Below are 25,108 nucleotides of genomic sequence, written 5' to 3'. Positions count from 1 at the left end.
CGGCGGCGATGTCCATCGAGGTGCGTCCCGCCACGCGGTTCGCCGACGTGAGGACCATGGTCGGGCCGAAGCGACCCGACGCCAACGTCTGCTGGTGCCTGAGCTACCGCCTCCCGTCGAAGGAGAATCTGGCACTGTCGGCCACCGCCCGCGGCGAGCGCGTGAAGAAGCTCTGCCGCGAGGATCCGCCGCCCGGGGTGCTCGCCTACGACGGCGATGAGGTGGTCGGCTGGGCCGGTGTGCACCCGCGCGCCGACACGGGCTTCGCTGCGAACCGGCGGATCCCGCACATCGACGACCTCGATGTCTGGTCGGTGTGGTGCATCCGGGTCCGTCCGGGTCATCGCGGGCAGGGCATCTCCCATCAGCTGCTCGACGGCGCGGTCGCCTTCGCACGCGAGAACGGCGCACCGGCCATCGAGGGCTACCCCGTCGACAACAAAGGCGAGAAGGTCGACCTCACGATGGCTTACGTCGGAACCCGAGCGCTGTTCCTGAAGGCCGGCTTTCGCAAGGCCGCCGACACGACGAGCGTGCTGAACGGCTTCCCCCGCGTCCTCATGCGCCTCGACCTGAGCTGAGCGCCTGCTGCGATGCGGCACGCCCTAGTCGGCCAGCCCCTCGAGGACGGGCAGGCTCGGTACGAAGTAGGTCGATCCCGTGAGTGCGGTCGAGAAGTCGAGCAGCCTGTCGTAGGCGCCGACGGGGAAGCCGATGAACATGCGTCGCAGCATCCGGTCGATCGTCTGCGGTGAGCGGGCGTAGCCGGTGAAGTAGGTGCCGAACTCGCCGGCGCCGGGCCGGCCGAACGGCATGTTGTCGCGCAGGATGCCGTGCTCGGTGCCATCGGGATCCGTGATCGTCGCGAGGGTCTTGTGCGCGGACTGTGCGCCGGCCGGGGCGTCGTCGAGTTCGACGTTGTCGGCCTTCGTCCGACCCATGATGGCCTCCTGCTGCTCGGTCGTGAGAGCCTTCCAGCCGGCCATGTCGTGCACGTACTTCTGCACCGTGACGTAGCTGCCGCCGCGATGCACGGCATCCTCGTCGCCGACGATGACGTCATCGAACAGCTCTCCTCCGACGGGGTTGGCCGTGCCGTCGACGAAGCCGAGCAGGTCGCGGGCGTCGAAGTAGCGGAAGCCGAAGACCTCGTCGGCGACGTCGACCGCGCCGTCGAGGGCCGCCAGAAGCAGTCGCTCGAACTCGAAGCAGAGGTCGTGACGGTCGGCGCGGATGTGGAAGAACAGGTCGCCGGGTGTCGACACCGCCGCGTGCACGCGTCCGACGATCGGCGTGAGCGGGCGCAGCTGCGCCGGCGCCGCCTGCGTGGTCAGGCGCGGCCAGGCCGCTGCTCCGATGCCGACCACGCAGCTCAGGCGCGCATCGAGATCGCGGAAGCCGACGGTCTTCACGAGGTCGGCGATGTCGACGATGACGTCGCGGGCCAGTGCCGCGGCAGCAGCGCCCGCGCGGATCGTGACCACGAGGAAGACGGCGGAGCTCGACAGCGGCGCGAGCACGCTCTGCGGCTCGATCGGTACGCGGTCGCCGGACGGATCGGTCACACGGTCTCCTCACGCTGCTGTCACGGGCGCCGGACGGAACGTCGAGCGCGCCGGTCCCGCCCACGGTACCGCCTAGGCTGAGCGGCGTGCTGAGCGGATTCCTGTCTGGTGTGGCGATGCTCCTCCGGGGCTTCGGCTACTGGCGACGCAACCCGGGCGCCATGCTGCTCGGCCTGGTTCCGGCATTCGTGGTCTTCGTGCTGATCGTGATCGCCCTCGTCGGCCTCGGCTTCGCACTCGCGCCGGCCATCGAGGCGATCACCCCCTTCGCCGAATCCTGGCCCGACGCCTGGGCCACGGCGCTGCGTCTCACGCTCGGCGCCATCACCCTGGGAGCCGCCGGGCTGCTGGCCGCCGTCACGTTCACCGCCATCACCCTGGCTGTCGGCGACCCGTTCTACGAGCGCATCTGGCGCGCGGTGGAGCTCGAACTCGGCGGCGAGGTACCGGATCAGGGCGCGGGCGTCTGGCGGGCAGTGCGCGACTCGACGGCTCTCATCGCCCTCGGCGTGCTGTCGGCGCTCGTGGTGGCTCTGGCCGGTCTCATCCCCGTCGTCGGTGCCGTGGCGGCACCCGTGCTCGGGGTCGTCCTCTCCGGTCGCCTGCTCGCGCGCGAGCTCACCTCGCGCGCCTTCGAGGCTCGCGGTCTCACTCCCGAGCAGCGCCGCACCGTGCTCCGCCCGCACCGCGCCCAGGTGCTCGGCTTCGGCGTCGCGACGCAACTGCTGTTCATGATCCCGCTCGGCGCCGTGCTCACGATGCCCGCCGCCGTCGCCGGCTCGACGATGCTGGCGCGCGCGGCGCTCGACGAGCAGCCGCATCCGCAGCCGGAAAACAGGATGAGCCGCCCGATACGCCCCTGAGGGACGCCATCGGGCGGCTCATCCTGTTCTGTCCCTAGGCCGCCTGAGCCAGGCGAGCAGATGCCGTCACGACGATCGCGCCGTCGTGGGCGTCGACCCGCACGGCGCCGCCGTCGCCCACCGACCCATCCACGAACAGGTCGGCGATGCGGTCGTCGACCTCGCGCTGGATGAGGCGACGGAGCGGGCGCGCCCCGTACTCGGGCTCGTAGCCGTGCTCGGCGAGCCAGTCGACCGCGGCATCCGTCACCTCGATGGTCACCTCACGGGCGGCCAGACGGGCGGATGTCGCACCGAGCATGAGCGAGACGATCTCGCGCAGCTGCGGCTGATCGAGCTTGCGGAACAGCACGATCTCGTCGATGCGGTTCAGGAACTCGGGCCGCATGGCCTCGCGCAGCTTGCCCATGACGCGGTTCTTCAGGTCCTGCTCGGAGCTGAAGCCCGACGCATCCGTTCCCCCGACGAAGCCGAGGGCGCCGGAGCGCGAGGCGAGGAACTCGCTTCCGATGTTGCTCGTCATGATGACGACGGTGTTGCGGAAGTCGATGCGGCGACCCTGGCCGTCGGTCAGGTGCCCGTCGTCGAGCACCTGCAGCAGCAGGTTGAACACGTCGGGGTGCGCCTTCTCGATCTCGTCGAACAGCACGATCGAGTACGGGTTGCGCCGCACCCGTTCGGTGAGCTGTCCGGCCTCGTCGTAGCCGACGTATCCGGGAGGGGCGCCGACGAGGCGCGACACGGTGTGACGCTCGCCGAACTCACTCATGTCGAAACGGATGACGGCACTCTCGTCGGCGAACAGCGAGGTCGCCAGCGACTTGGCCAGCTCGGTCTTGCCGACGCCGGTCGGGCCGAGGAACAGGAAGCTCCCCACGGGACGGTTGGCGTCGCCCATGCCCGTGCGGTTGCGACGCACGGCTTTGGCGACGGCGGTCACGGCGTCGTCTTGACCGATGACGCGCGAGTGCAGCTCGGTCTCGAGCACGGCCAGGCGGTCGCGCTCGCCCTCGGTGAGGCGGTTCACCGGGATGCCGGTGGCGCGGGAGATCACGGCGGCGATCTCGGCCTCGTCGATGACGGCGTCAGCAGCTGTCGCCGACGCTCGGGCCCCGGCCGTGGCCTCGTCGAGCTTGGCCTGCACTCCCGAGATCTCGTCGCGGATGCGTGAGGCCTCCTCGTAGTGCTCGGAGCTCACCGCGGCGTTCTTCGACGCCTCCAGGTCGGCGAGGCGCTCCATCAGGGCCGAGACGTCGACCTTCACGCCGAGGCGCAGGCGCAGTCGCGCTCCGGCCTGGTCGATGAGGTCGATCGCCTTGTCGGGCAGCACCCGATCGGTGAGGTAGCGCGCCGAGAGCTCGACCGATGCGCGCAGGGCGGCATCCGTGTAGCTCACAGCGTGGTGCTCCTCGTAGGCGGGCTTGAGTCCGTGCAGGATCAGCACCGCGTCCTCGATGGAGGGCTCGCCGACCCGCACGGGCTGGAAGCGGCGCTCGAGGGCCGGGTCCTTCTCGATGGTGCGGTACTCCTTGAGCGTGGTCGCACCGATGAGGTGCAGCTCGCCGCGGGCGAGGCGGGGCTTCAGGATGTTGCCAGCGTCCATGCCCTCGCCGGCTCCCCCGGCTCCGACCACGCTGTGCACCTCGTCGATGAACACGATGATCTCGGTCTTGTGGGCCGCGATCTCATCCATCGTCTTGGTCAGGCGCTCCTCGAAGTCGCCGCGGTAGCGGGTGCCTGCCAGCATCGCGGGCAGGTCGAGCGAGATGACGCGCTTGTCGCGCAGCTGCTCGGGAACACTGCCGTCGACGATCGCGCTGGCGAGACCCTCGACGATGGCGGTCTTGCCGACGCCGGCCTCGCCCACCAGCACAGGGTTGTTCTTGGTGCGGCGGCTGAGGATCTCGATGGTCTGCTCGATCTCGTCGGCGCGGCCGATCACGGGGTCGAGCTCGCCGTTCTCGGCGAGGGCGGTGAGGTCGGTGCCGAACCTGTCGAGCATCGGGGTGTCGGATGCCGGTGACTCATCGTCTGCCGCATCCGTGCCCTCGAAGCCGGTCTCGTCGCCGACGGTCTCGCGCATGCCCTGGGTGAGGGCCTCTGCCGTGACGCCGGCGTTCGCCAGCACCTGTCCGGCGGGGGTGTCCTGGTTGAGCACGAGGGCGAAGAACAGGTGTTCGGGCTCGATGTAGGTCGATCCGGAGGCGCGGGCCACCTGGTAGGCGTGGAAGAGCGCGCGCTGGGCCGAGTTGGTGATGGTCGCCGCGTTGACGGATGCCTCACCCGACGCACCGGGCAGCCGCTTCTCGGCGGCGGTGGCGATGGCTGCGGGGTCGACGCCGAGGCGCCGCACGGCGTCCTTCGCCGCGTCCTCCGCGATGATGATGCGCAGGATGTGGAGCGCATCGAGCTCGTTCTGGCCGCGCTCGAGTGCGAACCGACCGGCCTGCTGCAGGATCTCCTGCGTGCGCGCGGTCAGGAAACGGCTCAGGTCGATCGAGCGGGAGCTGCGGGCTCGCTCGCCGTCGAGGTAGCGAGCGAGGAACTCGTCGAACGAGTTGCCTGCGTCGCCGTTCTGGGGTGTGGATTCGTCGGGCACGGGACCTCCTGGATGAAACTTGAGTGCCTTGCACTCAACTTCAACGCGGCGGGGGCGCGGGTATTCCCGGTGACCTCGATTCCATCGGAGCGCCCTCGAACTCGCGTCGTGGGCGCCGGCCGCTACGTCGCCCCCTAGGCTCAGCCCATGCCTGCCGCCGCCATCGCCCTCTGCGTGATCCTCGGCGCCCTCGCCGTCTTCCAGCTCGCCCTGATCCTCGGCACCCCCATCGGGCGCTTCGCGTGGGGCGGTCAGCATCGGGTGCTGCCGGCCAAGCTGCGGGTGGGGAGCGCCGTGGCGATCCTGATCTACGCGGTGATCGGCACGCTGGCCCTGGATCGCGCATCCGTCATCGACGTCGTTCCCGACCTCGTGTCGAGCGTCGGCATGTGGGTGGCGTTCGGATACTTCGTGCTCGGCATCCCGCTCAATGCCGTCTCACGCAGCAAGGCCGAGCGATTCACGATGACGCCGGTGGTGGCGATTCTCGCGATCCTCAGCCTGCTGGTGGCGCTGGGTTGAGCCCAGCGCCCGACCTCAACTGAACTTGCGGCGGTAGATGGAGCCTGCCCAGACGTAGGCGATGATCAGGATGCCGACGAGCCAGGCCAGGGCGACCCAGATGTCGCTGCCGACGGGCTGCCCGGCGAACAGCGCCCGCGTGGTGTCGACGATCGAGGTCACGGGCTGATTCTCGGCGAACCACGCCACCGGCGCCGGCATCGACTCCGTCGGCACGAAGGCCGAGCTGATGAACGGCAGGAAGATCAGCGGGTAGCTGAACGCACTCGCGCCGTCGACGGTCTTCGCCGAGAGTCCGGCGACGACGGCGAGCCAGGTCAGGGCCAGGGTGAACAGCACCAGGATGCCGGCGACGGCCAACCAGGCGCCGAGGGAGGCTCCGGTGCGGAACCCCATGATCAGCGCGACGCCGATCACGATCGCGACGGACACCAGGTTCGCGACCAGTGAGGTGAGCACATGCGCCCACAGCACGCTCGACCTGGCGATCGGCATCGACTGGAAGCGTTCGAAGATCCCGCCCTGCAGGTCGAGGAAGAGCCTGTACGAGGTGTACGCGATTCCCGACGCGATGGTGATGAGCAGGATGCCGGGGAGCATGTAGTCGATGTACGACTCGTCGGACCCCGTGTTGATCGCACCGCCGAGCACGTACACGAACAGAAGCATCAGCGCGATCGGGGTGACCGCCGTGGTGATGATCGTGTCGGGACTGCGGAGGATGTGGCGCAGCGACCGGCCGGTGAGCACACCGGTGTCGCCGATGACGTTGGTGGTCATCGCTGTTCTCCTTCTGTCTGGGCCGCCGCAGCGGCGTCAGCCTCCCCGGTCTCGCCGGTCAGTGCGAGGAAGACGTCTTCGAGGGACGGCTGCTTCTCGACGTACTCGACCGTCGCGGCTGGGAGGAGTTGCTTCAGTTCGGCGAGGGTGCCGTTCTGGATGATGGTGCCCTTGTGCAGGATCGCGATGCGGTCGGCGAGCTGTTCGGCCTCGTCGAGGTACTGCGTCGTGAGCAGAACCGTGGTGCCCTGGCCGGCGAGCTGCTTGACCGTCTGCCAGACCTCCTTGCGCGCCTGCGGGTCGAGGCCCGTCGTAGGCTCGTCGAGGAAGATGATCGGCGGGTTGCCGATCAGGCTCATCGCGATGTCGAGTCGGCGGCGCATTCCGCCCGAGTAGGTGCCGGCCCGCCGACTGCCGGCATCCGTCAGCGCGAAACGCTCGAGCAGTCCGTCGGCGATCTCGCCGGGGTTCTTCAGGTGGCGGAGCTTCGCCACCAGCACGAGGTTCTCCCTACCTGTGAGCACCTCGTCGACGGCGGCGAACTGGCCCGTGAGGCTGATCGACTCGCGTACGTCACCGGGCTTGGCGGCGACGTCGAATCCGTGCACCGATGCGGTGCCGGAGTCGGCCTTCAGCAGCGTCGACAGGATGCGCACCAGCGTGGTCTTACCGGCGCCGTTCGAGCCGAGCAGCGCGAAGATGCTTCCGGATGCGACGTCGAAGTCGACGCCCTGGAGCACGTGCAGGTCCTTGAACGACTTCTCGATGCCCTGCACGCTGATGGCTGCGTTCCCGGTCATTTCAGTGCGTCTCCTTCTGCGTCGTCGATCGCCTTGTTGAGGCGAGCGCGCTCCTTCTCGATCCACTGCTTGCCGCTGTAGGCCGCCGCGAAGGTCTCGGCGAACTCGGCCGGGTCGTCGCCGACGATGTCGCGCACCGGGGTACCGTCGACGGCGGCGCGCTCCCAGAGGTCGGCCAGGTCGGTGAACATGGTGATGAGGGTCTCGCCGTCGACGACGCCGCCCGCGTACATGAGGTACCGGTGCATCGCCTTCGCGGCGGTTCCGTAGGGCTCGGGAAGGCCGTCGATGCGGGCCTTGTCCTGCTTGTACTGCTTCTTCTGTTCGAGCGACCCGGTGAGGGTCTCGATCCACTTCGCGGCCATGGTCATTCTCCTTCGTGCTGCGCGTTGTCGGTGTGGTGGTGGTTGTGGAGCTGTTCGATCCGTTCTGCAAGGAAGCTCCAGCTCTTCCAGAACTCCTCGAGGTACTCGCCGCCCTGTGCGTTCAGCGAGTACACCTTGCGGGGCGGACCCTTCTCGGACGGGACCTTCGTCACATCGACGAGCCCGCGCTGCTCGATCCTGACCAGCAGCGCGTAGACGGTGCCCTCGACGATGTCGGAGAAGCCCTCGTCCCGCAGCTTCGCCGTGATCTCGTAGCCGTACGCGGGCTCGGAGGCGACGATCGCGAGCACGATGCCCTCGAGTGTGCCCTTGAGCATCTCGGTCATCTGCTGCTTGCCCATGGGACCCTCCTTTCAACTACTCTGCGGTGATGAGTACTAGTACTCAGTGATGTTGACTACCAGTACATAGTGACACCGAATACCGCCGGGCGCAAGGAGAATCTTCCGCAGCCCTCGATGCAGCTTCCGGGCAGGCAGACGCCGAGTGCCGTGCGCGATTCGCGCACGGCACTCGAGAGGAGGCGCCGGGGGCAGGCCGGCGCAGGTTCAGGCGTTGCGGCGCTTGACCCACACGACGGCGAAGACCACCCATGCCGTCGTCCAGATGACGGAGGCGATCACGCCGGACACCGGGTCGAGGTGGCCGGGATCGACGGCGACCCCGAAGAAGTTGCTGGATGCATTCCCGGGGAAGGTCTGACTGAACAGCCCGAACGCATCCAGCGGCACGAGGCTGATGATGATCGGCACGATGAACAGGTAGCCGATGGCGACCCCGACGCTCGCGATGGTCGATCGGAAGACGAGGCCGACGGTCGTGCCGGTCACGCAGAGCACGGCGCCGTAGAACGCGACGTCGCCGAGGACGCGGAGCACTCCGGGATCACCGAACGACGCACCGCCTCCGTGCAGCGCTATCGACACCGCGAGCGCCAGCGCACCGGCCACCCCTCCGACCACGGCCCCGATGATCGCGGCCAGGAGAACCTTCGCCAGCACGATGGGAGTGCGGCTCGGCACAGCTGCGAGGAAGACCGTGATCGCGTGGTTCTCGTAGTCCGAGGTCGAGATCATCGTTCCGACGATGATGAGCAGCAATCCGCAGACGATGTAGCCGTTCGCCACGGCCGCGAGCACATTGGCCAGGGATGCGCCGGGGACGGCCGCGCTCCAGAACGCCACGATGAGCAGGGTGCCGACGATGGCGGAGCCCGCCAGCCACCAGCTGGAACGCAGCGAGCGGAACTTGAGCCACTCCGAGGCGAAGACACCGCCGAAGCTCACTCGGGTGCCAGCTACGGGTGGGGAGCTCGTGGTCATCGCTGGGGTCCGTCCTGGGTGGTGGCACCGGGTGCAGCTGCAGCGGTGCGGGCATCCGGCACTCCCCCGGCCACGTACTCCTGGTCGTCCTTCGTGAGAGCGAGGAACGCATCCTCGAGCGAGCCCTGTTGCGGCGTCAGTTCATGCAGGGCGATGGAGAGGGATGCTGCAACGTCGCCGACCTGTGCCGCCGTCACGTTCGTCACGAGCAACGCGCCGTCGGCTGTCGTCCGCGACGTCGCGCCGATGCCGGCGAGCGCTGCAGCGAGCCGCTCGGACTCCGGTGCGTGCACGAGCACATCGGCCTGGGTGGCCTGGGCGATGACCTGCGCCACCGGCCCCTGGGTGATGAGGCGGCCCCGGCCCATCACCACGAGGTGATCGGCGGTGAGCGCCATCTCGCTCATCAGGTGACTCGAGACGAGCACTGTGCGGCCTTCGGCGGCGAGGTGCTTCATCAGCTCGCGCACCCAGTGCACACCGTCGGGGTCGAGGCCGTTGACGGGCTCGTCGAGCACCAGGGTCTGCGGGTCACCCAGGAGTGCCGCGGCTATGCCGAGGCGCTGGCGCATGCCGAGCGAGTACGTTCCCACCCGCCGGCCGGCGGCATCCGCCATTCCGGTCAGGCCCAGCACCTCGTCGACCCGCGAGCGGCCGATGCCGTTGGTGGCCGCGAGCGCCTGGAGGTGCACGCGTCCCGACCGTCCGGGATGCAGCGCGGTCGGGTCGAGCAGCGCTCCGAGGTCGCGCAGCGGCGTGGACGACTGTCTGAAGTCGCGACCGTTCACCCTTACAGAACCCCGAACCGGGCGGTCGAGTCCGACGATCATCCGCATCGTGGTGGACTTCCCGGCCCCGTTCGGTCCGAGCATTCCTGTGACTCCACCGGGTTGGACCGTGAAGCTGAAGTCGTCGACGACAGTCTTGTCGCCGAAGACCTGGGTGAGACCCTCGACTTCGATCATGCGATCCGCTCCACGTTCCGTACCTCCCCTGGGCGCACGCCAGGCCGGTGGATCGTGGCGTCTCCATCGACGCTATCGTGCAGGCGCCGCGGTCGGCACCCCTCGTCAGCGACGCTGCATCCGCGTACCGTGGAGACGACGTGTCACCGCGAACGAGGAGGTTCACCATGGCCGAGCTCTCACCCATCACGCCGTGCCTGTGGTTCGACGACACCGCACGGGAGGCGATGGAGTACTACGTCGACGTGTTCCCGAATTCCAGCATCCGTTCGATCGAGGAGTATCCCGACGAATCGCTCGATGAGCACTTCACCGGAATGACGGGCAAGGTACTGAACGGCCGGTTCACGCTGAACGGCACCGACTTCGTCTGCCTCGACGGCGGTCCGCTGTTCACCTTCAACGAGTCGATCTCGTTCATCGTGTCGTGCGCCGACCAGGACGAGATCGACCACTACTGGTCGAGGCTCTCGCACGTGCCCGAGTCCGAGCAGTGCGGCTGGTGCAAGGACCGGTTCGGCGTGAGCTGGCAGATCATTCCGGCGAACATGGGCGACCTCACCCGCACGCCGGCACAGATTCAGGTCATGATGGGCCAGGGCAGGATCGTGATCGCCGAACTCGAGAACGCCTGACGCCAGCCGACCGGAGGCACGTATGCCGCACAACCCCGACATCCCCGATGCGTTCGACGTCTACACGCTGGTGATCCTGCGCAGGCCGGCCGATGCGGCGGAGATGACCGACGCCGACCTCGACGCGCTCCAGCGACGCCACCTCTCCTACAGGGCCGAACTCGCCCGCCGTGGGGTGCTGGTCGTGAACGGACCGTTCGACGGGCAGAGCGACGACTCGTTCCGGGGGATGTCGATCTTCGCCTGCGACACGGCCGAAGCCGAGCGGCTCACGCGCGCAGACCCGTCGGTGGTGGCGAGACGCCTCGACTACGAGGTCATGGAGTGGTGGGTGCGTGCGGACTCACTGGCCTTCCCGCTGTCAGCGGACGGCGGCGCCCCGATCGGCGACCGCCGCTCGATGCCCGACGACTAGACCGCAGACTCCGCCCTCGGGCGCTCGGACCCGTCCCAGTCCGGCCGCGGCACCGATTCGATGAGCAGTCGGGTGTACGGATGCCGCGGCGCCTCGAGCAGGTCATCGGTGCGCCCGCGCTCGACGATGACGCCGGTCTTCATGACGACGGTCTGTTCGCACACCCTGCGCACCACGGCGAGGTCGTGGCTGATGAACAGCACGGTGAGCCCGCGCTCCCGGCGGATCCGCTCGACGACGCCGAGCACCTGCGCCTGCACAGACACGTCGAGGGCGCTCGTCGCCTCGTCGAGCACCAGCAGGTCGGGCTCGATCGCCAGAGCACGGGCTATGGCCACCCGCTGCCGCTGACCGCCCGACAGGGTGCGCGGGCGGGCCTGCGCGTGCTTCTCGCCCAGGCCGACCTGGTCGAGCAGGGCGAGAACCTGGGCCCGCGCATCCACGGTTCGGCTGGACGCGTGCAGGCGCAGGGCGTCCTCGATCGCCCGGCCGGCCGTCATCCGCGGGTCGAGCGAGAGGTAGGGGTCCTGGAAGACCATCTGCACCGACCGCGCATGGGCGAGACGTTCGGCGCGCGATCGGGCGATGGTGCGTTCACTGCCTGCAATGCGGATGTCGCCGGCATCCGCCCGCTCGAGGCCGACGATCATGCGGGCGAGCGTCGACTTGCCGGAGCCCGACTCGCCGACGACGCCGAGCGCTCCGCCCCGCGGGATCTCGATCGACGCCTCGACGACGGCCGGCACGGACTCCTTGCCCCGACGGTGATAGGTCTTCGAGAGCGACCGCACCGACAGCATGGCGTCGGCGTCGGTGCCGGTGCCGGTGCCGGTGCCGGTGCCGGTGTCGGTGTCGGTGTCGGTGTCGGCGGTGGCGGTGGTGGCGGTGGCGGTGGCGGCGACGGTGGTGCCGACGTCCGCGACGGCGATCGAAGCGCGTGGTCGGGGCAGCGTGGGGGTCGCGGCGAGCAGCCTGCGGGTGTAGTCGGCCTTCGGATGCAGGAACACCTCGCGGGCTCCACCCTGCTCGACGACCCTGCCGGCGCTCAGCACGGCGACCCGATCGCAGATCGACGCGGCCAGGTTCAGGTCGTGGGTGATGAACAGCATGCCCATCCCCCGGCTCGCGCGCTGTTCGGCGAGGACGGCGATGATCTCGGCCTGCGTCGTCACGTCCAGCGCCGTCGTGGGCTCGTCGCAGATGAGCAGCTGCGGCGAGCTGGTGAGCGCACCGGCGATCATGGCCCGCTGCAGCATCCCGCCCGAGAGCTCGTGCGGGTACTGCCGCAGGTGCTCGGCCGGGCGCGGCAGGCGCACGGCCTCGAGGAGGGCGAGCGCCGTGGTCTCGGCCTCGTCGACCGGCATCCGTCGGCACAGCCGCAGCACCTCGGTGAGGTGATCGCCGATGGTGCGCATGGGATTGATGCCGGAGCGCGGGTCCTGGAAGATCATCGACGCACTCGTGCGGCGCAGCTCGAGGATCTGCGCGGGAGTCGCGTCGAGCACCGAGTGCCCGGCGAGATGGATCGATCCTGTCGTGGCGGAGCCGGCGGGGAGCAGACCGAGAACGGATCGCGCCGTCAGCGACTTGCCGGAACCCGACTCGCCGACGAGCCCGACGGTCTCGCCCGCTGCGACGGTGAGGCTGACGCCGTCGAGCAGGCGGATGCCACCAGGGAGATCGAGCGTGAGCTGGGAGATGTCGAGGAGTGTCATGCGCGGATCCCGCCTCCGATGCGGTCAGAGAGCTCTTCGCCGATCACGTTGACGGCGACGACGACGAGCACGACGGCGACGGCCGGCACGATGGCCGGAAGGAGGTAGCCGCCGATGAGCCCGGCCTGGGCCTCGTTGATCATCGCGCCCCAGTCGGCCGTCGGGGCCTGGACGCCCAGGCCGAGGAACGACAGGGCCGCGAGCTCGGCGAGGACGTAGCCGAAGTTGAGCGTGGACTGCGCGCCGATGATCGGCGTCACGTTGGGCAGCACCCGCCGCGATGCGATCCACGCCCCGCCGAATCCCTGTACCCGATAGGCGGCCACGTAGGGGCGGGTGCGCTCGGCGATGACCAGCGACCGGGTGAGCCTGGCGACGAACGGCGCATAGGCGATGCTCATTGCGATGACCGGGGCCACGAGGCCCTTGCCGAACAACGCGACGGCCATGATGGCGATGAGCAGGGACGGGAAGGCGAACACCACGTCGAACACGCGGCCGAGCACGGCATCCAGCCATCCGCCTCGCCATCCGGCGACGAGTCCCAACAGGATTCCGAGGATCGTCGAGGAGACCACGACGAGCAGCGGCGCCAACAGTGCCGTCCGCGCGCCGTACATCATCCGGCTCAGGGTGTCGCGACCGACGGCGTCGGTACCGAGCCAGTGCGCGGCACTCGGCGGCGCCTGGATGTTGAGCAGGTCGACGTGGTCGGGATCGTAGGGTGCGAGGAACGGGGCGAACACGGCGGCGATGGTGAAGGCCGCGAGAACCACGGCGCTCGCGACGAACCAGGCGCTCGAGCGTGGCAGCCGAGGGGCGCGCAGCACCCTGATGGCGACGGTGGGGGTGGTCATCGGGCACCAGCTCCTGCTGCGGATCGCGGATCGACCCAGGGTTCGAGGATGTCGATGACGGCGTTCACCACGACGAACGCCGCGACGACGAGGAGCACGATCGCCTGCACGACGGGGAAGTCGAGCCTGTCGACGGACTGCACGAGCAGCGAGCCGATGCCGGAGAGCCCGAAGGCGGCCTCCACGATGGCGCTGGCCACGAGCAGGCCCGCGACGAGCACGCCGCTCACAGTGAGGATGGGCCCGATCGCGTTGCGGAGCACGTGTCGGCGGATGACCGTGCCGCGCTTCAGGCCACGGCTGGTCGCCACCTCGACGTGCTCCCGGCCGAGTTGTTCGACCATCGAGGAACGCGTCACCTTGCTGACCAGCACGACGAAGACGATCGCGAGGGCGATCGAGGGAAGCACGAGGTGGTAGATCGTGTCGAGCGGACTCCCGTCCCCCGATCCGAATGACGGGAACCAGCCGAGCTGCACCGCGAAGACGGCGATGAGCACGATCGATCCGACGAACGACGGGATGGCGCCGAGCACGGTGAGGCCGATCAGCACGGCGCGGTCGAGCAGTCGTCCCCGGTTGAGGGCCGCGACGATGCCGGCGGCGAGGCCGACGACGGCGATCATCGTGCCGGCCATCACCACCAGGCCGAGAGTGACCGGCAGGCGATCGCCGATCACGAGGGAGACGTCCTGTCGGTACTGGAGCGAGCGCCCGAAGTCGCCGTGCAGCACCCCGCCCAGCCAGTTCAGGTACTGCTGCCACGGCGGCAGGTCGAGTCCGTACTGCGCCGAGACCTCGGCGACGGCCTCGGCGCTCGGCTTGCGGCCCCGCAGCAGGAAGCTGATGGGATCACCCGGCACCAGGAACCTGGAGAAGAAGACCAGGAGGGATGCGAGGAACAGGGTGAGGAGCAGTGAACCGAGCTTCGCGGCCACCCGCCGGGCGGCGATCATGGGATGACCGCCGCCCGGCCGGGGCCGATGCCCGTGGGCACGCGGCTAGCGTGCGCCAATGGAGGCCGCCCACGGAGCGTAGAGGAAGGCGATCGAGGGCGCGACGCCGGTGATGCGCTTGCCGAGGAACAGGGTCGTCGGCGCCTGGTAGAGCGGCAGCCACGGCAACTGCTCGTTGGCGATCCGCTGGGCCTCCGCGGTCTTCTCCGAGCGCTCGGCCGGGTCGTCGATCGCTATGGCCTCGTTCACCACGGCGTCGAAGTCGGCGTCGCTCCACTCGCCGTAGTTGCTGAACTCGCCCGTGCGCAGCACGCTGAACATCTCGAGCGGATCGGGGCTCGACAGGTACCAGGCCGTGTAGAAGAGGTCGACGCCCTCGCGAGCCGTCGGGTCGGAGAAGAGCGCCGTGTAGGCGCTGGGCGTCACGGTCTCGATCTTCGCCTTGAGTCCGATCGCCTGCGCGGCCGCGGCCGTCGCCTGGGCGTACACGTTGAAGTCGCTGCTGATCGGCGCCGTCAGGTAGGTGATCTCCTCCCCTGTCGCGCCGGCCTCCTCGACGAGCTTCTTGGCCGCGTCGAGGTCGTAGGGATACTCCTCGAGGCCGTCGAAGGCATCCGAGACGCCCTGATCGCTCGCACCGACCCAGACGGACGGAGTCGTCAGGGCATTCGTCGGCTCGCCGTAGCCCTTGAGTGCGGCGTCGACGATGCCCTGCCTGTCGAGCGCCATCAGCAGCGCCTTGCGCACGCGCAGGTCGCCCAGCGGTCCGTCGAGATTCGACACGATGAGGCTCGAGACGGCGGTGTTGAGGCCGAAGAGCATGTCGCCCTCGTCTGAGGACCGCAGCTGCGGCACGGCATCCGCGGGGATCATCCAGCCGCCATCGACCTCACCCGATTTCAGGGCGTTGCTGCGCGCGTTCGGATCGGTCATGAAGAGGAAGGTGACCTCGCCCGACTTGGCGGCGTTCGCGGTGTCCCAGTACCCGTCGTAGCGCTCCAGCGTGATGCTCTCTCCCGACTTCCACTCGCCGAAGCTGAACGGGCCGGTGCAGTTGACGCCTCCGGTGGAGTTGCCGTAGTCGGCGCCCTTCTCGGCGAGGGTGGCGGCGGACTCGACGACCCCGGCCGATCCGCCCATGGCGAGGTTGAACTGGGAGTCCGGCGACGCCTCGGTCACGGTGACCTCGCTGTCGCCGGTCTGCTCGATCGAGGTGACGTTCTGGTAGACGGAGTACCACGACGAGCCGACCTCGGGGTCGAGGTGGCGGTTCATCGATGCCACGACATCGGCGGCGGTCATGGTGGTCCCGTCGTGGAACGTCACGCCGTCGCGGATCTCGTAGACCCAGGTGGTCGGCGTCGGATGTGAGAACGACTCGGCCAGGCCCGGCGACAGGGTGTAGTCGGGATTCAGCCGGAGGAGGGACTCGCAGACGTTGGACAGCACCTGGTTGTCGGCGTAGTCGAAGGCGTAGGCGTAGTCGAGCGAGTACGGCTCGGCGTAGCTCGCCCAGGTGAAGGAGTCGATGTCGCCCGACGGCGCATCGGTCTGCGCGGTGAGCTCCCAGTCGGCCGGGGCGGTGCTCTGCGGCGCGGGGGGCGTGCATCCGCTCAGGGCGATGGCGGCGCTCAGTCCGCCGGCGATGACGACGGCGGCGCGCCGGCGCCGGCGTGCAGTGGTGGTGGTCGATCGGGACATGGTCGTTGCTCCTCGGTTCAGGCGGTGCGGGAGTAGGCCGGTGCGCCCTCGATCCACGTCGAGGTCACCGTGGAGAGGTGGATCTCCTCCGGGGGGAGGCCGAACGGGTCGGGGTCGAGCACCACGAGATTCGCGAGGTACCCCGGTCGGATGCTGCCGGTGTCATGGTCGCGGTGGTTCACGAAGGCCGTCCCCGATGTGTAGGCGGCCATCGCCGTGGCGAGGTCGAGTCGCTGGCCGGCACCGCCGAGGGGCTCGTAGTCCTCGCCCGGCACGATCCGGTTCACGGCGATGTGGATGGCGTCCATGGGGTCGGCGCTGGAGACCGGCCAGTCGCTTCCTGCCGCGAGCCGCACTCCGTGGCGCACGAGATCGCCGAAGGGATAGTGCCGTTCCTCGGCGCCGTCGCGGAGGAACGGGAGCGTGAGGTCGTCGATCTGGTCCTCGTGGGTCGCCCACAGCGCCTGGATGTTGGCCACGGCGCCGAGCTCGGCGAAGCGGGCGGTCTCGACCTCCTCGACGACCTGCAGGTGGGCGAGGTGGTGCCTCCCGTCGGTGGCGCCGTTCGCCTCCCGTGCAGCGTCGACGGCGTCGAGGGCCTCGCGCACCGCCCGATCGCCGAGGGCGTGGAAGTGCACCTGCATGCCCGCGGCATCCAGCTGCGTGACGACCTGCTTGAGGAACTCGGGATCGATGAAGGACAGGCCGCTGTTCTCGGTGTCGTGGCCGTGCCCGTCACGGTAGGGCGTGAGCATGGCTGCGGTCTGGTTCTCGGCGACGCCGTCGACCATGATCTTCGTCGTGCCGAGCTCGTAGCGTGCCGAGGCGCCCGTGGCTGCCAGCGCGTCCCGCCGCTCGACCATCTCGGCGACCTGCTCGATGCCGCCGTCGCGCTCCCACCACTGGGCGCCGACCACGTGCACGCGGAGCGTGTCCTCAGCCAGGGCGCGCCTGTAGGCGGCGTCGATGTCCTCGACGCCGGAGAGACTGCCGATCATCGCGTCCTGCCAGCCGGTGATGCCGAGCGCCAGGAGCTCGTCCTGGGCTCGCAGCAGACCGGCGTAGGCGAGCTCGGCACCGATTCCCGGCCGCGCGACGTCGAAGAGGCGCTCGGCACCCTCGTGGAAGGTGCCGGCCGGGTAGCCGTCGGGCTCGCGCTCGATCCGGCCGTCGGATGGGTCCGCTGTCGATGCGTCGAGCCCGGCCGCCACGATGGCCGCGGTGTTCGCCCAGGCACTGTGGTGGTCCCGGCTCGACAGCAGCACCGGACGATCGGGGGCGACGGCGTCCAGCAGGGCACGGGTGGGGGCTCCGCCGGCGAAGTGGTCCATCGACCAGCCGCCTCCGAGGATCCAGGGCTCCGCGGGGTTCGCCTCGGCGTAGGCCGCGACAGTCGCGACGGCCCGGTCGGCGTCCTCGGCACCGGTGAGGTTGCAGAGGAGCATCTCGACCCCGGCACCGACCGGATGCACGTGGGCATCCTGGAAGCCCGGACTCAGCAGGGCGCCGTCGAGGTGCACGATCCGGGTGTGCTCGTCCGTGATGCCGCCGGCTTCGGAATCCGGCACCACCGCGGCGATCCGGTCTCCGATCACGCCGACGGAATGCCCGGACAACGGCGCACCCACTCCCGTGAAGACGGCTCCTCCGGTGAACAACAGGTCGACAGCTGGCACAGCACCCCTCGCTTCCTCGTGACTGGGTCGGTGAGGCGAGACAACCATGCGTTCACGGTGATGTCAACAGCGTTGACATCAGTGTTTACACAAGCGTTACACTGGCGGCTCAGTCGCCTCGTCGCGCTCGTCGCGCGTGCGCGTGGCGGCCTCATGGCACGATTGAGCTGACCGGCGAGGAAGAGGGATCATGGCGACTGCTGGAGACGCTGCACGGCGACGCGATGCCGGTTCATCGAGTGGTCGTGCCCGACTCGACCGCGACACGATCATCGCCGCCGGACTCGAGCTCGCGGCGGGGTCTGGCACGGCGTCGATCTCCGTGCGGGAGCTCGGCACCCATCTCGGGGCGGATCCGACGGCGATCTACAGGCATTTCCGCAGCAAGGAGCACCTCATGCAGGCTCTCCTCGATGAACTCACGGCACGCAGCCTGGCCGAGGTGACGGCCGATCCCGCCGACTGGAAGGAGCGGCTCCGGCAGCTCGCGGCAGCGACACTCGCCCAGTACGTCATCTACCCGGCCGTCGGCGCCGAGGCCATCGTCCTCACGACGCACGGGCCGGGCGAACTCGACGCCATCGAGTTCATGCTTCAGGCCTTCGCCGAGGCCGGCCTGTCAGGCGACGACCTCGTTCGCCACTACGCCCTGCTCGCCACACATGTGCTCTCGAGCGCCGCCGGCATCGCACGGGGCCGCGGCGAGCGCGACCCCGAGAACGGCGCCGGGCCATGGTTCGAAGGGCCGATCCTCGCGGATCCGCGCAAGTACCCGCTCATCACGGAGTACAACACCCAACTCACCGACCTCGAGGACGTCGCCCTGTTCACTCTGGGGGTCGAGGCCGTCATCCAGTCGGCGGAGCGGGCCGCAGCGGCCCGGCCGGGCGGCGGCGGCTAGGCCGACGGCATCCGCCGCTCAACGCGTGAGGGTCACCGCCGCATCGAGTCGCGCGAGCTTGTCGGGGTTGACGACCGAGTACAACCGGGTGATCAGGCCGTCGACCACCACCATGCTGACGGCCGCAGCGAGCTCGCCGTTCACGTCGAAGAGCGCTCCGGAGGTCGCGTTGAGCGACACCGGAACGCCGACGAACCGCACCCGTGCCGCGCCGTTGACCAGGTAGGTCGCGAGCATCTCGGCACCGACGATCGGCTTCCGCGCAGCGCCGATCAGTCCGTTCCCATCGGCGACGAGCACGACGTCGGGTGCGAGCACAGCGAGCACGCCCTGCAGGTCGCCGGTGTTGAGGGCGGCCACGAATCGTTCGACGACCCGGTGCTGCTCGGTCGCGTCGACGCTGACACGCGGTCGACGCGCGGCCACGTGATCCCGGGCGCGATGCGCGATCTGGCGCACAGCGGACGGCTCCTTGCCGAGGGCCTCGGCGATCTCCTCGTAGGGCACGTCGAAGACCTCGCGCAGCACGAACACGGCACGCTCCGTCGGAACGAGCGTCTCGAGCACCGTGAGCATGGCCATCGAGACGCTCTCCGCGAGTTCGACGTCGTCGGCCACGTCGGGCGTCGTGAGCAGCGGCTCCGGCAGCCATTCGCCGATGTAGTCCTCCCGCCGCCGCGCCTGCGAGCGGAGGTGGTTGAGGGTCTGCCTGGTGACCACGCGCACGAGGTAGGCGCGGGGGTCGCGCACCTGCGACGCGTCGACCTCCGACCATCGCAGCCACGACTCCTGCAGCACGTCCTCGGTATCGGCCGCAGAGCCGAGCATCTCGTAGGCGACGGTGAACAGCAGCCGTCGGTGCGTGAGGAACGGGTCGTCGCTCATGCCGTCGACACTACGTCGGCCGTCGCGTTCGCCACCAGATGGGTCGCCGTCGCCAGCGGTGGCAGTCCGCAGGCATCCGCGAATTCCGCCGAATGGATGCCGAGCGCGATGTTCGAGCGAGCGCTGGTGTTCATCAGGGCGACCCGTGCTGTGAGCTCGAGGAGCGCGGGCGCCCCGATCTGCTCGAGCAACGAGGCCGACATCGAGTCGGTGACAGCAACCGGCGTCCGACTCATCGCATCCGCGTACTCCATGACGGAGCGCTCCAGTGGCGTGAACACCGTGGACGTGCGCCAAGCGGGCACCTCCCGGGCCTTCGCCTCGTCGAGGCCCCGGTTGTGCGCCATGAAGTACTTCAGGTCGAGGCAGAAGCTGCATCCGACAGCCGCGGCTGCAGCCATGTTGGCGAACGAGCCCAGGTCGGGATCGAGGTCGCGCCATTTCTCCGCCCGGCGGTTGAAGCCCATCATGTCCTTGAAGACTCGCGGGTTGTTCCACAGAACGCCGACGGAGTCGGGCACGTTCCCCACCATCTTGCGCATCACCATCTTGACCATCGCCCCGTAGGCACCACGGATCTCGGTCGCCGGCACTCGTGCGTCGTTCATGTCTTCTCTCCTCGCGGATTCGTCACTGGTGACATGAAGACACCGGCCGGGGCCCGGATGTGACATCCGGGCCCCGGCGAGGCTCACTGCATCCGCGCGGTCTCAGCTCCTGATGAACTCGAGGATGTCCTTGTCGAGTTCGGCCTGGTAGGCGCCGTAGATGCCGTGCGGGGCACCGGGGTAGACCTTCAGGGTGCCGTGCGCGACCAGGTCGATCGACTTCTCGGCAGCGGCCCCGATGGGCACGATCTGGTCGTCGCCTCCGTGGGCGATGAAGATCGGCACGTCGAGGGCCTTGAGGTCCTCGGTGAAGTCGGTCTCCGAGAAGGCCTTCACGCAGTCGTAGGCACCCTGGAGTCCCACGAGCATGCCCTGACGCCAGAAATCGTCCTTCGCGCCCTGCGAGACCTCGGCGCCCTCACGGTTGGCGCCGAAGAACGGCTCGGAGAGGTCCTTGTAGAACTGCGAGCGGTCGGCCAGCACTCCGGCTCGGATGCCGTCGAAGGCCTCGATCGGAGTGCCTTCGGGGTTCGCGTCGGACTTCACCATGATGGGAGGGACCGCACCGGCCGTGATGACCTTCACCACCCGGCCCTTGCCGTGCTGCGCCGCGTAGCGCACGACCTCGCCGCCGCCCGTGGAGTGGCCGATGACGATGACGTCGTGCAGGTCGAGGGCCTCGATGAGAGCGGCGAGATCGGCCGCATAGGTGTCCATGTCGTTGCCCTGCCACGGCTGCGACGACTTGCCGTGCCCCCGACGGTCGTGGGCGATGGCGCGGTAGCCGTTGTCGGCGAGGAGCTTGACCTCGACCGCCCAGGCATCCGAGCTCAGCGGCCAGCCGTGACTCAGGACCACCGGCTGGCCGGCCCCCTGGTCGGTGTAGTAGATCTCCGTACCGTCAGATGTCGTGATGTAGGGCATGCCGAACTCCTTCGCGTGTTGGTCCTCCCACCCTCTCCTGTCTGCGCCGCCCTCGCTATGGGATCGACTGGATTCACCGGGGGCGTTCGGCTCGAGTTCACCGGATCGTCGACATCGGCCGCCTCACTCGTGGGCCTTTTCCCTTGGAATCGCCTTCGGCGGCCTTCCGCAGATACACGAAGCCCGCGCCGATGTCTCGGAGATAAAAACGAAAGATGTGTGGTGAGTTCTGACGTTTTATCGTCATCATGTACTATAATGGACTCACGTCGCGCTCGTGCCTGGAGAGAATCTGGAGTCACGAATGCGCTCGCACGTCACCCGAGACGAAACCAAGCGGCCATGCTGAGGCCGCCCGACGACGCGCCGGCTCCGTCGGGCCGCCCCGTTGTTCCGGGCAACGCTGTCGCGACCGGCCTGGACCTGATCGTCGACAGACTCGACGAGGCTGTGGATGCCCGCACCGCGGAGAGCCGGGCGCAGGCGCGCATGTGGACGGCGCTGGCGGAACTGATGCGCCTGGCGCGGGCGAATCCGCACGTGTACCTCCGCACCGCAGGCATCACCCACCGCGACGTCCTCGAGTTCGCCGAAGACGCGGCCGCCTACGACGCTGGACTGCGTCTGAATCTGAGCACGGGACAGGTGCGCCACATCGCCCATCGTGCTCAGACCCTCGAAGACCGGATGCCGCTGCTGCAGGCTGCGTTCACCGCCGGGATCACCACGATCGGGCACGTCACCGCCGCCCTCGACCTCCTCGTGGGCTGGGATGACGATGACGCGATCGCCCTCTTCGACCGGGAGCTCGCCGACACGGCCGCTACCCAGACCGTGGCGATGTACCGGCGTCGAGCCCGCCGCCTCAAGGGCACCCTGTTCCCCGAACCAGCCGAAGCCCTGCATGCTCGCGCCTTCACCAGACGGCGGGTGGACTTGGAACCCGTCGACGACGGCATGGCCTGGATCCATCTGCTCGTCTCGGCTCCCGACGCCATCCGCATCGTGGCACGCCTCAACGCCACCGCTCGCGCGGAACAGAAGAACACCACCAGGGCCGACAGCGCCTGGCGCACTCGCGATCAGATCCGCGCCGACCTTGCCGCGGGATGGCTCGCCGGCGACGGCACGCCGACCGCCGCGAGGGTGCGTCCCGTCCTGCTGATCCCGCTGTTGAGCATGATCGGCCACGGGAGCGAGCCCATCGAGCTTCGCGGCTACGGGCCGATCGATCGCGCGTCGGCGGCCAGGCTCTTCGCAGTGGCCCCCTCGTTCCGACGGGTCGTCACTGACCCGGTGAACGGCGAGAAGCTCGCCTACGATCGCACCCGGTACCGGCCGACGAGAGCTCAACGCGATTGGGTGGCCATCAGGTTCGAGGACTGCATCGACCCGACGTGCAGCCGACCTGTCGATGACACCGACCTCGATCATCTCGAGGAGTGGGCCCGTGACGCCGGCGGCACGAACGACGACAATCTCTTCCCGCTCTGCGAGACGGGCAACAGGAGGAAGAACCTCAGCCGCATCGACTACGAACGCCGACCGGACGGCCGGGTCACCATCACCACGCCCACTGGCTATTCCGTGACCACCGGGCCGGCCCCGTTCTGAGCGGCCACCTCCAGCAGCCCGTCTAGTCGTCGACCCGCAACGGCGTCCACCCGATCGGGCGCGGGCCGCGTACAGCGGCGCGCTCGCGGTCGGCGCGATCCGACCAGCCCTGCGCCGCATCGGCACCGAGCGCGCCGGCCGCACCGACCGCACCGCGAGCGACCCTGAAGCCGACGTCATCGAGCACGGCATCCGGAGCACTGCCCCGGCGAACCGACGCGCGAAGACTCCACTCCCGGTCGGCCCATCCCCCGCCGCGCAGGCTGCGATAGTCGCCATAGCGCGCGGTGTCGGCATAGTCCCAGCACCATTCCCAGACGTTGCCGAGGGTGTCGAAGAGTCCGAAGGCGTTCGGAGCCCTGCCAGCAACGGGCTGCGGTCCGTCGACCTCGTCCGCGGCCGACCACGCGACGTCGGAGAGCGGTCCATACCTCGGCGCCGTCGAACCTGCTCGAGCCGCGAACTCCCACTCCGCCTCAGTCGGCAGCCTGTATCCGTCGGCGTTGACATCCCACGTGACGCTGCGATCACGAATCTGATAGGCGCGGCGCAGGCCTGCGGCATCGGTCATCGCATTGCAGCTCGCAACGGCGCCGAACCAGGTGACAGGGTGCGCGGGCACACGGGCATCGACACCGGCACCCGCACCCGCACCACCACTGATCTCGCCCACCGTCACAGCCGTGCGTCCGATCTGGAAAGCGGTGAGCTCGACAGTGCGCACCGATCCGGAACGCGCATCACGCAGTTCGATCACGCCAGCGGGGACGTCGATCAGCGCGGGGAGTGCTGCCGAGGACGCTGACATCGCTCCACGGTACCGGCCGAGGACACCTAGCCGCGTTCTGCCAGAGCGGGCGTGTAGTACCCCGCCTCGATGTCTTCGATGAGGGTCGGATGCGTCGGAGTCCAGCCCAGAGTCTCCTGAGTGATCGTGCTCGAGGCCGACGCCTCCATGCCGAAGAACATCCCGATCCACCCGAAGTGCTCGGCGGCATCCGCCGGGTCGATCGACACCGCAGGCACACCGAGTCGGCGACCGATCGCCTCGGCGATCTCGCGGGTGGCGATGCCCTCCTCGCCCGCTCCGTGCATCGGTGCTCCCGACGGCGCCTTCTCGAGCGCCAGCGCGATCATGCGTGCGACGTCGAGGCGGTTGGCTGCGGCCCAGCGATTCGAGCCGTCGGCGACGTAGCCCGCCGCGCCCTTCTGACTGGCGATGTTCGCCAGGGTCGCGGTGAAGCCGTGGTCGCCCTCGCCGTGAACGGTCGGGGCGAAGCGCAGGGGAACAACGCGCACCCCGCGATCGACGTACTCGAGGGCGAAGTTCTCGGCGCCGCCGCGCGGCGAATCCGGGCCGACCATCGGGTTGGCGTCGTTCTCCGTCGCCGTACGACCCGGTGCGAGACCCGCCAGCCCCGAGGCGAACAGGAAGGCGCGCCCCGAGTCCACGAGCGCGTCGGCCATGGTCGCGACGGCAGCTCGCTCGGTGCGACCCGATGCCGCGTAGTCCGAGAAGTCGTGCTTGAAGCCGAGGTGGATGACGGCATCAGCCTCGGCGGCTCCCCTCCTCAGGATGTCGAGGTCGTCGAGGTCGCCGCGCAGAACCTCGGCGCCGGCGGCTCGTACTGCAGCGGCTGCGTCGTCCGACCTGGCGAGGCCGATCACCTCGTGACCTGCGGCCAGCACCTCGGGAATGGTGGCCGAGCCGATCCAGCCTGATGCTCCGGTGACGAATACGCGCATGATGTCTCCTTCGGGCCCGGCAGCTCGGAGGGAGTCCGCGGGCAAGTGATGTCAGTTCCTGTCATGACTGACGATACACCTGATGTCAGTATCTGTCATCACTAGACTGTTCCACATGGGACGTTGGATCGCGGATGCCCGCGGGCGCATGCAGGGGGCCGCCCTCGAGCTGTTCGCCGAGCGCGGCTTCGAGCAGACGACCGTGGCCGACATCGCCGACCGTGCCGGCGTCACCGAGCGCACGTTCTATCGCCACTTCGCCGACAAGCGCGAGGTGCTGTTCGCCGGCACGAACGACCTGCAGACGGCCGTCGTCGAGTCCATCGCGGCGGCATCCGCCGAGCTGTCACCGCTCGACGTCGCGTGCGGCGCCCTCGCGGCCGGCGGATCCAACTTCATCCGGGACTTCTCCGTGAAGCGTGCGGCTGCCATCGCCGGCAATCCCAGCCTCCAGGAGCGCGAGCTGCTGAAGCTCGCGACCCTCACCGCTGCCGTCGCCGAGGCGCTGCGCGCTCGGGGCGTGGCGGCTGCCCCGGCCGCCGTCGCCGCCGAGGCCGCCATGACAGTCTTCAAGCTCGCCTTCGAACGTTGGGTGGCCGATGCCGCGGCCCCCGACTTCACCGACTGCACCGACGCCGTGCTCGCCGAGTTGCGAACACTCACGGCCTAGCCC

At 69.0% G+C, this 25,108-nt stretch carries 26 protein-coding genes; 8 read left to right on the top strand and 18 right to left on the bottom strand.

Annotation, left to right across the window (positions count from 1 at the left end; translation table 11 throughout):
- Positions 1-8: 8 nt before the first annotated feature.
- Positions 9-581, top strand: a complete 573-nt coding sequence (locus ASF30_RS18490) for a GNAT family N-acetyltransferase (protein WP_055910111.1) — start codon at positions 9-11, stop codon at positions 579-581.
- 24 nt (positions 582-605) lie between these two features.
- On the opposite strand, the gene ASF30_RS18485 is transcribed toward ASF30_RS18490, so the two are convergent.
- The gene (locus ASF30_RS18485) at positions 606-1,565 is read right to left on the bottom strand and encodes a Dyp-type peroxidase (RefSeq protein ID WP_055910108.1); all 960 of its coding nucleotides are present in this window, start codon (positions 1,563-1,565) and stop codon (positions 606-608) included.
- Between the two features lie 86 nt (positions 1,566-1,651).
- Between ASF30_RS18485 and ASF30_RS18480 the strand changes: the two genes are divergently transcribed.
- Positions 1,652-2,428 (top strand): EI24 domain-containing protein, encoded by a 777-nt coding sequence (locus ASF30_RS18480; protein WP_235480390.1) that lies wholly within the window; start codon positions 1,652-1,654, stop codon positions 2,426-2,428.
- A gap of 34 nt (positions 2,429-2,462) precedes the next feature.
- Here the strand turns inward: ASF30_RS18480 and ASF30_RS18475 are convergent, their stop codons facing one another.
- Positions 2,463-5,027 (bottom strand): ATP-dependent Clp protease ATP-binding subunit, encoded by a 2,565-nt coding sequence (locus tag ASF30_RS18475; protein ID WP_055910106.1) that lies wholly within the window; start codon positions 5,025-5,027, stop codon positions 2,463-2,465.
- 147 nt (positions 5,028-5,174) lie between these two features.
- On the opposite strand from ASF30_RS18475, the gene ASF30_RS18470 reads away from it, so the two are divergent.
- The gene (locus ASF30_RS18470; protein WP_055910104.1) at positions 5,175-5,549 is read left to right on the top strand and encodes a hypothetical protein; all 375 of its coding nucleotides are present in this window, start codon (positions 5,175-5,177) and stop codon (positions 5,547-5,549) included.
- A gap of 15 nt (positions 5,550-5,564) precedes the next feature.
- Here ASF30_RS18470 and ASF30_RS18465 read toward each other — a convergent pair whose 3' ends face one another.
- From ASF30_RS18465 to ASF30_RS18440, 6 genes are all read right to left on the bottom strand, one after another.
- Complete coding sequence (locus tag ASF30_RS18465) at positions 5,565-6,329, bottom strand: ABC transporter permease (RefSeq protein WP_055910102.1); 765 nt, start codon at positions 6,327-6,329, stop codon at positions 5,565-5,567.
- Entirely contained in the window at positions 6,326-7,129 is an 804-nt protein-coding gene (locus ASF30_RS18460; protein ID WP_055910100.1) for an ABC transporter ATP-binding protein, read from the bottom strand. The genes ASF30_RS18465 and ASF30_RS18460 overlap by 4 nt, the downstream gene beginning before the upstream one ends.
- Positions 7,126-7,494 (bottom strand): DUF1048 domain-containing protein, encoded by a 369-nt coding sequence (locus ASF30_RS18455; RefSeq protein ID WP_055910098.1) that lies wholly within the window; start codon positions 7,492-7,494, stop codon positions 7,126-7,128. Before ASF30_RS18455 ends, ASF30_RS18460 begins: the two co-directional genes overlap by 4 nt.
- Positions 7,495-7,496: 2 nt before the next feature.
- Complete coding sequence (locus ASF30_RS18450) at positions 7,497-7,856, bottom strand: PadR family transcriptional regulator (protein ID WP_055910095.1); 360 nt, start codon at positions 7,854-7,856, stop codon at positions 7,497-7,499.
- A gap of 207 nt (positions 7,857-8,063) precedes the next feature.
- A complete protein-coding gene (locus ASF30_RS18445) occupies positions 8,064-8,837 on the bottom strand; it encodes an ABC transporter permease (protein ID WP_082468048.1) in 774 nt (257 codons plus the stop codon).
- A complete protein-coding gene (locus ASF30_RS18440) occupies positions 8,834-9,802 on the bottom strand; it encodes an ABC transporter ATP-binding protein (RefSeq protein WP_055910090.1) in 969 nt (322 codons plus the stop codon). The genes ASF30_RS18445 and ASF30_RS18440 overlap by 4 nt, the downstream gene beginning before the upstream one ends.
- A 167-nt stretch (positions 9,803-9,969) precedes the next feature.
- On the opposite strand from ASF30_RS18440, the gene ASF30_RS18435 reads away from it, so the two are divergent.
- Entirely contained in the window at positions 9,970-10,437 is a 468-nt protein-coding gene (locus tag ASF30_RS18435) for a VOC family protein (protein WP_055910088.1), read from the top strand.
- 22 nt (positions 10,438-10,459) lie between these two features.
- Positions 10,460-10,852 (top strand): YciI family protein, encoded by a 393-nt coding sequence (locus ASF30_RS18430; RefSeq protein WP_055910086.1) that lies wholly within the window; start codon positions 10,460-10,462, stop codon positions 10,850-10,852.
- On the opposite strand, the gene ASF30_RS18425 is transcribed toward ASF30_RS18430, so the two are convergent.
- The 5 genes from ASF30_RS18425 to ASF30_RS18405 are packed head-to-tail and all read right to left on the bottom strand — an operon-like array spanning position 10,849 to position 17,757.
- Positions 10,849-12,567 carry a dipeptide ABC transporter ATP-binding protein gene (locus ASF30_RS18425; RefSeq protein WP_055910083.1) on the bottom strand — a complete coding sequence of 573 codons (1,719 nt, stop codon included), beginning with the start codon at positions 12,565-12,567 and terminating at the stop codon, positions 10,849-10,851. The genes ASF30_RS18430 and ASF30_RS18425 overlap by 4 nt on opposite strands.
- Positions 12,564-13,424 carry an ABC transporter permease gene (locus ASF30_RS18420; protein ID WP_055910080.1) on the bottom strand — a complete coding sequence of 287 codons (861 nt, stop codon included), beginning with the start codon at positions 13,422-13,424 and terminating at the stop codon, positions 12,564-12,566. The genes ASF30_RS18425 and ASF30_RS18420 overlap by 4 nt, the downstream gene beginning before the upstream one ends.
- Entirely contained in the window at positions 13,421-14,380 is a 960-nt protein-coding gene (locus ASF30_RS18415) for an ABC transporter permease (protein WP_055910077.1), read from the bottom strand. The genes ASF30_RS18420 and ASF30_RS18415 overlap by 4 nt, the downstream gene beginning before the upstream one ends.
- 45 nt (positions 14,381-14,425) lie before the next feature.
- Positions 14,426-16,081 carry an ABC transporter substrate-binding protein gene (locus ASF30_RS18410; RefSeq protein WP_055910075.1) on the bottom strand — a complete coding sequence of 552 codons (1,656 nt, stop codon included), beginning with the start codon at positions 16,079-16,081 and terminating at the stop codon, positions 14,426-14,428.
- Positions 16,082-16,098: 17 nt separating this feature from the next.
- Positions 16,099-17,757, bottom strand: coding sequence for an amidohydrolase (locus ASF30_RS18405; RefSeq protein ID WP_235480389.1), 1,659 nt, complete (start codon positions 17,755-17,757; stop codon positions 16,099-16,101).
- A 190-nt stretch (positions 17,758-17,947) separates the two neighbouring features.
- Here ASF30_RS18405 and ASF30_RS18400 point away from each other — a divergent pair, with 190 nt between their 5' ends.
- The gene (locus tag ASF30_RS18400; RefSeq protein ID WP_055910061.1) at positions 17,948-18,658 is read left to right on the top strand and encodes a TetR/AcrR family transcriptional regulator; all 711 of its coding nucleotides are present in this window, start codon (positions 17,948-17,950) and stop codon (positions 18,656-18,658) included.
- Positions 18,659-18,676: 18 nt separating this feature from the next.
- Here the strand turns inward: ASF30_RS18400 and ASF30_RS18395 are convergent, their stop codons facing one another.
- The 3 genes from ASF30_RS18395 to ASF30_RS18385 form a co-directional block, all read right to left on the bottom strand.
- On the bottom strand, positions 18,677-19,543 hold the full coding sequence (locus ASF30_RS18395; protein ID WP_055910059.1) for an RNA polymerase sigma-70 factor: 867 nt from the start codon (positions 19,541-19,543) through the stop codon (positions 18,677-18,679).
- Entirely contained in the window at positions 19,540-20,151 is a 612-nt protein-coding gene (locus ASF30_RS18390) for a carboxymuconolactone decarboxylase family protein (protein ID WP_055910057.1), read from the bottom strand. The genes ASF30_RS18395 and ASF30_RS18390 overlap by 4 nt, the downstream gene beginning before the upstream one ends.
- 102 nt (positions 20,152-20,253) lie before the next feature.
- Entirely contained in the window at positions 20,254-21,075 is an 822-nt protein-coding gene (locus tag ASF30_RS18385) for an alpha/beta fold hydrolase (protein ID WP_055910055.1), read from the bottom strand.
- A 342-nt stretch (positions 21,076-21,417) separates the two neighbouring features.
- Between ASF30_RS18385 and ASF30_RS18380 the strand changes: the two genes are divergently transcribed.
- Complete coding sequence (locus ASF30_RS18380; RefSeq protein ID WP_055910053.1) at positions 21,418-22,689, top strand: HNH endonuclease signature motif containing protein; 1,272 nt, start codon at positions 21,418-21,420, stop codon at positions 22,687-22,689.
- Between the two features lie 22 nt (positions 22,690-22,711).
- Here ASF30_RS18380 and ASF30_RS18375 read toward each other — a convergent pair whose 3' ends face one another.
- Together ASF30_RS18375 and ASF30_RS18370 are read right to left on the bottom strand one after the other, a co-directional pair.
- On the bottom strand, positions 22,712-23,497 hold the full coding sequence (locus tag ASF30_RS18375; protein ID WP_055910050.1) for a formylglycine-generating enzyme family protein: 786 nt from the start codon (positions 23,495-23,497) through the stop codon (positions 22,712-22,714).
- Between the two features lie 26 nt (positions 23,498-23,523).
- A complete protein-coding gene (locus tag ASF30_RS18370; protein ID WP_055910048.1) occupies positions 23,524-24,435 on the bottom strand; it encodes an SDR family oxidoreductase in 912 nt (303 codons plus the stop codon).
- 115 nt (positions 24,436-24,550) lie between these two features.
- Here ASF30_RS18370 and ASF30_RS18365 point away from each other — a divergent pair, with 115 nt between their 5' ends.
- Positions 24,551-25,105: a TetR family transcriptional regulator gene (locus tag ASF30_RS18365; protein WP_055910046.1), complete on the top strand. Its 555-nt coding sequence runs from the start codon at positions 24,551-24,553 to the stop codon at positions 25,103-25,105.
- Positions 25,106-25,108 lie beyond the last annotated feature (3 nt).

Source organism: Leifsonia sp. Leaf264, assembly GCF_001422325.1.
Classification (GTDB): domain Bacteria; phylum Actinomycetota; class Actinomycetes; order Actinomycetales; family Microbacteriaceae; genus Orlajensenia.
The sequence above is the reverse complement of the archived record's forward strand: the minus strand, read 5'-3'. Positions and strand labels throughout refer to the sequence as shown.